General features: G+C 72.3%; 8 protein-coding genes and 1 riboswitch. Of the genes, 3 read left to right on the forward strand and 5 right to left on the reverse strand.

Features of this window, described 5'->3' with window-relative positions; genetic code table 11:
• Positions 1 to 202: 202 nt before the first annotated feature.
• The 5 genes from ACFWJW_RS37395 to ACFWJW_RS37415 form a co-directional block, all read right to left on the reverse strand.
• Entirely contained in the window at positions 203 to 1,375 is a 1,173-nt protein-coding gene (locus tag ACFWJW_RS37395) for a hypothetical protein (protein ID WP_387249816.1), read from the reverse strand.
• 36 nt (positions 1,376 to 1,411) lie between these two features.
• Positions 1,412 to 2,329 (reverse strand): methylenetetrahydrofolate reductase [NAD(P)H], encoded by a 918-nt coding sequence (gene metF, locus ACFWJW_RS37400; RefSeq protein WP_387249819.1) that lies wholly within the window; start codon positions 2,327 to 2,329, stop codon positions 1,412 to 1,414.
• Positions 2,330 to 2,516: 187 nt separating this feature from the next.
• On the reverse strand, positions 2,517 to 3,167 hold the full coding sequence (gene thiE / locus ACFWJW_RS37405; protein WP_387249822.1) for a thiamine phosphate synthase: 651 nt from the start codon (positions 3,165 to 3,167) through the stop codon (positions 2,517 to 2,519).
• Positions 3,168 to 3,284: 117 nt separating this feature from the next.
• Positions 3,285 to 3,650, reverse strand: a complete 366-nt coding sequence (locus tag ACFWJW_RS37410) for an Rv2175c family DNA-binding protein (protein ID WP_042162000.1) — start codon at positions 3,648 to 3,650, stop codon at positions 3,285 to 3,287.
• Positions 3,651 to 3,762: 112 nt separating this feature from the next.
• Positions 3,763 to 5,004, reverse strand: coding sequence for an NAD(P)/FAD-dependent oxidoreductase (locus ACFWJW_RS37415; protein ID WP_387249824.1), 1,242 nt, complete (start codon positions 5,002 to 5,004; stop codon positions 3,763 to 3,765).
• Between the two features lie 154 nt (positions 5,005 to 5,158).
• Positions 5,159 to 5,271, forward strand: a riboswitch (TPP riboswitch).
• Between ACFWJW_RS37415 and thiO the strand changes: the two genes are divergently transcribed.
• The 3 genes from thiO (at position 5,269) to ACFWJW_RS37430 (ending at position 7,588) form a co-directional block, all read left to right on the forward strand.
• Positions 5,269 to 6,492: a glycine oxidase ThiO gene (thiO, locus tag ACFWJW_RS37420; protein WP_387249826.1), complete on the forward strand. Its 1,224-nt coding sequence runs from the start codon at positions 5,269 to 5,271 to the stop codon at positions 6,490 to 6,492. It overlaps the preceding riboswitch by 3 nt.
• 76 nt (positions 6,493 to 6,568) lie before the next feature.
• Positions 6,569 to 6,784 (forward strand): sulfur carrier protein ThiS, encoded by a 216-nt coding sequence (gene thiS / locus ACFWJW_RS37425; RefSeq protein WP_042161997.1) that lies wholly within the window; start codon positions 6,569 to 6,571, stop codon positions 6,782 to 6,784.
• 9 nt (positions 6,785 to 6,793) lie between these two features.
• Entirely contained in the window at positions 6,794 to 7,588 is a 795-nt protein-coding gene (locus tag ACFWJW_RS37430; protein WP_387249830.1) for a thiazole synthase, read from the forward strand.
• Positions 7,589 to 7,665: the final 77 nt, after the last annotated feature.

Raw genomic sequence — 7,665 nt, forward strand, 5'->3', positions numbered from 1 at the left:
ACCGCCCGCCGCGTGGGGGTACCTCCCACGCCCTTCAGGCAGTGGGGGAGCAACGGCGAGTCAGCCACAAACGCCGGCCGAGGCAAAGCGCAGCGGGTGGCACCGCGCAAGCGGGCAACAAACGGCGAGAAACCACCACGGCGGGAAAGCCGAAAACGTGGGAAGCAGGCAAGGGCGCAGCCCACGGCCGAAAGCGTGGGAATCAATAACGATATTGCTGACCGTCGTAGCCCGGCTGCTGGTAAGGCGGATAGGGCTGCTCGGGCGGGAGGTCCGTGTCGCGTTGTTGGGGGACCCAGACGCCGCCGGGTGGGGTCTCTCCGTAGCCCTGGCCGGGGTACGGGCCCAGCGGCTGGCCCTGGCTGTCGTACTGCTGGGCGCCGTAGGGCGGTTGGGCGTACGGGTCCGGCTGCTCGTACGGGTCGTAGGGCGCGGCGTACTGCTGGGTGCCGAGGTACGGGTCGGCGTAGGGCGCCTGGCCGCCCTGGCCCGGGTTGTCGCCGTAGGCCGCGTACGGGTCGCCGTAGGGGTCCTGGGCGGCGGGGCCCTGGCCGTAACTCCCGTCGTACGCATAGCCGTTGCCGTTGGCGGCGGCGCCGTTGTAGGCGTCGTAGCCGTAGTCGTTCTGCTGGCCTCGGGCATCGGGGCTGTAGATGCCGTACTGGCCGGTCTCGTCGGGCATCGGCTGCGGGGCGTAGACGGCGGTGGCGTCGGCCCGGGTGTAGTCGTCCTGGACGGCGAACGGCTGGGTGGCGTAGGCGTCCTGGTCCTGCTGCTGGTACGGGTCCTGGCTCCGGTAGCCGTCGTCGGCGTTGTAGGTGTAGGAGCCCGGCCCGCCGTAGGAGCCCTGCCCGGCGAAGGTGTCCTGCGCGGGGAAGGCGCCCGGGCCGATCATGGTTTCCTGCGCGGCGAAGGCGTCTTGGCTCTGGAAGCCGCCGGTGCTGTCGAAGGCGTCCCGGCTCTGGAAGCCGCCGGTGCTCTCGAAGGTGTCCGGGCCGCCGTCGGGAACCGGGGCGGGGCCGCCGGTGGGCGGGACCGCCTCCAGGCCGGAGACCTCCAGGGTCGGTTCGGCGGGCGGCGGGCCGGCCGGGCGGCCCCGTCGGCGACGGCTCTCGCCGGGCTTGCCGCCCAGCGCCCAGCCGGTGGTGAAGCCGCGGCGGAAGGAGAGCGTGACCTGCGTCTGCCCGATGGCGAAGGCGATCAGGCCCAGCCCGATCACGATCACCGAGGGGATGATCACGCCGATGACCACGGCGAGGAAGCCGGTGAAGGCGAGCAACCGCCAGCGCAGCCGCGCCTTGTACTGGAGCAGCACCTCACCGAGCAGCCACAGGGCGACCAGACCGAATGCGATGTAGAGGATCGTCCAGCCCATATACGCCCCTCTTCCGCCGCTCGCCGGCCACCGTGATCAGGACTGCTGGTGCAGCCCCAGATTCTCGTAGATTTCCAGGGTCGCCGTGGAGTGGTTCAGGGTAATGAAGTGCAACCCGGGAACATCCTCGGCCATCAAGCGTGCGCACAGGTCCGTTGCGTACTCGATCCCAATGGAGCGTACCGCCGCGGGATCGTCCTTGACGGCCAGGATGCGCTCGGCCAGCTCGGGCGGGAACGCCGCATTGCTGAGCTGAGCGAACCGTTCGATCTGGCGCACGTTCGTCACCGGCATGATCTCCGGAATGATCGGCGTGGAGCAACCCGCGGCCGTGACCCGGTCCCGGAGACGGAAGTAGTCCTCCGGGTAGAAGAACATCTGGGTGATGGCGAAGTCCGCACCGGCCCGGCACTTGGCGACGAAGTGTGCCACATCGGTGTCCCAGTCCGTCGAGCGCGGATGCATCTCGGGGAAAGCCGCGACGCCGACGCAGAAGTCGCCGGACTCCTTGATCAGCCGGACCAGGTCGGCCGCGTAGCCGACGCCGTCGGGGTGCCTGACCCACTCGCCCATCGGGTCGCCGGGCGGGTCGCCGCGCAGCGCGAGCATATTGCGGATCCCGGCGTCGGCGTACTGGCCGATGATGTTGCGCAGATCCGCCGTGGAGTGGTTGACCGCGGTCAGATGGGCGACCGGGGTCAGGGTGGTGTCGGTGGCGATGCGCTCGGTGGCACGCACCGTGCCGTCACGGGAGGTGCCGCCGGCGCCGTACGTCACGGAGACAAAGGTCGGGGAGACGGCCTCGATCCGACGAATGGCGTTCCACAGGGTCCGCTCACCCTTCTCGGTCTTCGGGGCGGCGAACTCGAACGAATAGGACTGCTTGCCGGAAGCAAGCAGCTCGCGCACCGTGTGCGCACGATCAGTCCTGGTGGAAGCTGTACCTAGGGCCATACCGGCAGGTTAACCAGCAGCGGGGCGCACACCAACCGTCTTCGGCGTAATGCCTGGTTGGTCGGGTTCATGTCCACTGGTTGGACATTTTCCGGTCGCCCGGACGACAGAAACCGGACGACAGAAATCCACCGCCGCTCGTCCGGAGGTCGCCGCCGGGCAGCGATCCCAGCCAGCCAGGCAGCCTTCAGACGTCCCAGGTCCGGATGCGCTTGGCCAGGGCGGCGGCCGCCGCTCCCGGGTCGTCCGCCTCGGTGATCGCGCGGACCACGACGACCCGGCGGGCGCCGGCGGTCAGTACATCGTCCAGATTCCCGGCGTCGATCCCGCCGATCGCGAACCAGGGGCGCTCGGGGGCTTGGGCGGCGGTGTAGCGGACCAGGTCGAGGCCGGGGGCGTGGCGGCCCGGCTTGGTGGGGGTGGGCCAGCACGGGCCCGTACAGAAGTAGTCCACGCCGGGCTCGGTGAGCGCGGCGTCCACCTCGGCCTCGGCGTGGGTGGAGCGGCCTATGAGGACGTCCGGGCCGAGGACGGCGCGGGCGGCCGGGACCGGCAGATCGCCCTGGCCGAGGTGCAGCACCTCGCTGCCGGCCGCGTGGGCGACGTCCGCCCGGTCGTTGACCGCCAGCAGCTTGCCGTGCCGCCGGCAGGCGTCCGCGAAGACCTCCAGGTGCCGGAGCTCCTCACCGGCCTCCATGCCCTTGTCGCGCAGCTGGACGATGTCCACGCCCGAGGCGAGCACCGCGTCCAGGAACTGCGGCAGATCGCCCTGCCGCTGACGGGCGTCGGTGCAGAGATAGAGCCGGGCGTCGGACAGGGCCTGTCGTGCGGTGCTCATCGGGCGGCTTCCCCCCAGGTCGGGGGCGTACGGCCGGGCCTTCCGGACGTACGCCCCTCGGGTGCGGTTACGGATGCGGGTGCGGCGACGGGACGGGAGCGCGCCGCGCCGGGCGGGTCAGACGGCGAGCGCCTGGGCCCGGCGCTTCACCTCCGTGCCGCGATTCTCGCGCAGCGCCTGGGCAGGCGTGCCGGGCAGGGTCTCATCCGGGGTGAACAGCCACTCCAGCATCTCCTCGTCGGTGAAGCCGTCGTCCTTGAGGAGGGTGAGGGTGCCGACGAGGCCCTTGACCACCTTGTCGTCCTTGATGAAATCGGCGGGCACATGCAGCGCCCGGTTCTCGCCGCGGCGCACCGCGATCAGCTGGCCCTCCTTGACCAGCTGCCGGACGCGTGTCACCTCGACGCCGAGCTGTTCGGCGATGTCGGGGAGGGTGAGCCAGGCGGGGACGAGTCCATCGATGTTTGCGTCAATCTCGGTCACAGGACAAGCCTGCCACCTCGCACTGACAGCCGGTAGCCGGGCATCGCCATCAGGGGCTTCGTGCACACCGGAGGGTGACGGCGGCCGCCCGGCAACCGGCGGCCGCGGCGCCCTACACGGCGGCGGACTTCAGCGGTACGGACGCGTTCGCGGCCCGCTCGCGGTCCAGTACGACGCCCCGCTCGATCAGCTTGCGCCCCTGGGCGAGGTCCCGCGGCCGCCCCACGGCCAGCAGCGCGACGAGCCGGCCCTCCCGGAGCCAGATCACCGACCAGGCGGCCCCGGCCGGGTCACCGCGCCAGACCAGCTCGTCGGCGTTGCCGTGATGGCCCGCGTACTGCACGAAGCGGCCGAACTGCTCCGACCAGAAGTACGGGACGGGGTCGTAGACCAGCCCCTCGGCGTCACCGCGGGCGATGTTCTCGGCGACCGTACGGGGGCCCTGGAGGGCGTTGTCCCAGTGGTGGATCAGCAGGCGGGTGCCGTAGCGGGCCGACGGGAAGGAGGCGCAGTCGCCGACCGCGTAGACATCGGGCACGGAGGCGCGCAGCCGGTCGTCGGCGAGGACGGAGCCGTCCTGCGGGGAGACCTCGACGCCCGAGCCGGCCAGCCAGGCGGTCGCGGGCCGGGCGCCGATCCCGATGACCACCGCGTCGGCGGGCAGGGTCGCGCCGTCCGCGAGGGTGACCGCGCCCGCGGTGACGGACGCGACCCGGGCGCCGGTGCGCAGCTCGGCGCCGGCGTCCGTGTACCAGCCGGTCATGTGGGTGGCGACCTCGGCGGGCAGCGCACCGGCCAGCGGACGGTCGGCGGCCTCGACGACGGTGACCGCGCAGCCCGCCTCCCGGGCCGCGGTCGCGAACTCGGCGCCGATCCAGCCGGCCCCGACGACCACGATCTCGTGCTGGGCGGCGAGCACCGGACGCAGCCGCTCGGCGTCGTCGAGGGTGCGCAGCAGATGGACGCCGGGCATGCCTTCGCTGCCGGGCAGCATGATCGGGTCGGCACCGGTGGCGAGGACCGCGTAGTCGTAGCGGACCGGGCCGTCGGCGGTCTCGACGAGGTGGGCGTCCGGTTGCAGGGCGGTGACCGGGTGGCCCAGACGGAGCTCGATGTCGAGCCCGGCGAAGTCGATGTCGAAGGTGGAGCCCTCGGCCTTGCCCAGCAGGACCGCCTTGGACAGTGGCGGGCGGTCGTAGGGCTGGTGGGGCTCGTCGCCGAGGAGCGTGATCGCGCCGCGCCAGCCCTGTTCGCGCAGGGCGACCGCGGTCTGCACACCCGCGATTCCCGCGCCGACGATCACGACGCGCGGCGTGCGGTCAGGGGTCTGGGAGGACTTGCTCTGCTCGCTCACCCGATCACTCTAGGACGGTCCGCGACGCCGCTCGCAGCAGCACGCAAGGAGATCTCTGACACACCGTCACCGTCGGCCGCCCCGGGATCCGGGCCCCTGGGGACCGGATGCCGTGCCTTACGGCGTCTCGCGGCCCCGTATTAGGGTGACGGATACACGCACTCGCGGGAGCCCGGACGGACCGGGCTGAGAGGGAGGCTGGCCGGCCTCCGACCGTACGAACCTGATCCGGGTCATGCCGGCGAAGGGAGGGGCTGAAGGATCATGCATCCACCTGCCACACCGACGGGACCGGCCGCGCCGTGTCCCGATGTGCTCGTCCTCGGAGGCGGCATCATCGGCCTGGTCACCGCCTGGCGGGCGGCCGGCCGCGGACTGACCGTCGCCCTGGCCGATCCCGCGCCCGGCGGCGGCGCGGCCCGGGTCGCGGCCGGGATGCTGGCCGCGGTCACCGAACTCCACTACGGCGAGCAGACCCTGCTGGGCCTCAATCTCGCCTCCGCGCAGCGCTATCCGCGGTTCACCGAAGAGCTGGAGGAGGCCGCCGGGCAGCGGATCGGCTACCGGCGGTGCGGCACCCTGGCCGTCGCGCTGGACGCCGACGACCGTGCCCATCTGCGCGAGCTGCACGCGCTCCAGACCCGCTCGGGACTGGACTCGCAGTGGCTCACGGGGCGCGAGTGCCGCCGCCTGGAGCCGATGCTGGCCCCCGGGGTGCGCGGCGGGCTGCGGGTGGACGGCGATCATCAGGTCGATCCGCGCCGGCTGGTGAGCGCCCTGCTGGCCGCGTGTGAGCGCGCCGGAGTGGCGTTCCACCGGAGCGCGGCGGTGCAGCTGACGGTCGGCGGCGGGCGCGCCACGGGCGCCGAACTGGCCGACGGCACCCGGCTGTCGGCGGGTCAGGTCGTGCTGGCGGCGGGCAGCCACAGCGGCGGTCTCGCCGGTGTTCCCGAGGCGGTGCTGCCGCCGGTGCGGCCGGTCAAGGGCCAGGTGCTGCGGCTGCGGCTGCCGGAGGTGCCCGCGGGCCGTCCCGCCTTCCTGTCGCGCACCGTACGGGCCGTCGTCCGCGGCGGTCCCCTCTACCTGGTGCCGCGGGAGAACGGCGAACTGGTCGTCGGCGCCACCAGTGAGGAGCTGGGCTGGGACACCACCGTGACCGCGGGCGGGGTCTACGAGCTGCTGCGGGACGCCCATGAGCTGGTCCCCGGCATCACCGAACTGCCGCTGGCCGAGACCTGCGCCGGGCTGCGCCCCACCTCCCCCGACAACGCGCCGCTCCTGGGGCCGACCGCACTGCCCGGCCTCCACCTGGCCACCGGCCACTACCGCAACGGGGTGCTGCTGACGCCGGTCACCGGTGACGCGATGGCCGAGGTCCTGGCCACCGGGAGCCTCCCCGAAGAGGCCCGCCCCTTCTCCCCCGCACGCTTCTCCCCCACCACCCCGGGGCCGGAACGCACCCGTGCCCCCGAGGAGCAGCCCGTATGAGCGAGCGCATCGAGCGAACCGTGAACAGGTGCGCGGGCGGCGACGGCCGGCCCGCCGAACGAAGCGAGGCCGGCGCATGAGCGCGTCCACCGTGTCCGTGTCCGTCAACGGCGAGGCCCGTGAGATCCCCGGCGGGCTCACCCTCGACCGGCTCGTCGCGACGCTGTCCCAGGCACCCGCCGGGGTGGCCGCGGCGGTCAACGAAACCGTGGTGCCGCGCACCCAGTGGCCCACCACCCCGCTCGGCGACGGCGACCGCGTCGAGGTGCTCACCGCGGTCCAGGGAGGCTGATCCGCAGACATGACCGACGATCCGTTCACCCTCGCCGGCACCACCTTCACCTCCCGCCTGATCATGGGGACCGGCGGTGCGCCCAGTCTCGACATCATGGAGCGGGCGCTGCTCGCCTCCGGTACGGAGCTGACGACGGTCGCCATGCGGCGGCTGGATCCGACCGTGCAGGGCTCGGTGCTGTCCGTACTGGAGCGCCACAAGATCCGGGTACTGCCGAACACCGCGGGCTGCTTCACCGCCGGCGAGGCGGTGCTCACCGCCCGGCTCGCCCGTGAGGCGCTCGGCACGGACTGGGTCAAGCTGGAGGTCGTCGCCGACGAGCGGACCCTGCTGCCCGACCCGATCGAGCTCCTCGACGCCGCCGAGACCCTGGTGGACGACGGTTTCACCGTGCTGCCCTATACGAACGACGACCCGGTGCTGGCCCGCAAGCTGGAGGACGTGGGCTGCGCCGCGATCATGCCGCTGGGCTCACCGATCGGCTCCGGCCTGGGCATCCGCAACCCGCACAACTTCCAGCTGATCACCGAGCGGGCCACCGTCCCCGTCATCCTCGACGCCGGCGCCGGCACCGCCTCGGACGTCTCCCTGGCCATGGAACTGGGCTGCGCGGCCGTCATGCTGGCCTCCGCGGTGACCCGCGCACAGGAGCCCGAACTGATGGCCACCGCCATGCGGTACGCCTCGGCGGCGGGCCGGCTGGCGTATCGGGCGGGTCGTATCCCCCGTCGCCACTTCGCGGTGGCGTCGTCCCCCACGGAAGGGGTGGCCGCCTTCGACCCTGAGCGGCCAGATTTTTAACCCACGTTTTCGGCTGTCCCGCCGTGGGTGTTGCTCGGCGAGCAACACCTGTCTCTTATACACATCTCCGAGAACAC

The organism is Streptomyces sp. NPDC127097 (assembly GCF_042724075.1).
Taxonomy (GTDB): Bacteria; Actinomycetota; Actinomycetes; order Streptomycetales; family Streptomycetaceae; genus Streptomyces.

Excerpts from the sequence above, each read along its gene's own strand:
- thiS (WP_042161997.1), top strand. The coding sequence starts at position 6,569 with ATGAGCGCGTCCACCGTGTCCGTGTCCGTCAACGGCGAGGCCCGTGAG.
- metF (WP_387249819.1), bottom strand. The coding sequence starts at position 2,329 with ATGGCCCTAGGTACAGCTTCCACCAGGACTGATCGTGCGCACACGGTG.
- thiO (WP_387249826.1), top strand. The coding sequence starts at position 5,269 with ATGCATCCACCTGCCACACCGACGGGACCGGCCGCGCCGTGTCCCGAT.
- ACFWJW_RS37395 (WP_387249816.1), bottom strand. The coding sequence starts at position 1,375 with ATGGGCTGGACGATCCTCTACATCGCATTCGGTCTGGTCGCCCTGTGG.
- thiE (WP_387249822.1), bottom strand. The coding sequence starts at position 3,167 with ATGAGCACCGCACGACAGGCCCTGTCCGACGCCCGGCTCTATCTCTGC.
- ACFWJW_RS37430 (WP_387249830.1), top strand. The coding sequence starts at position 6,794 with ATGACCGACGATCCGTTCACCCTCGCCGGCACCACCTTCACCTCCCGC.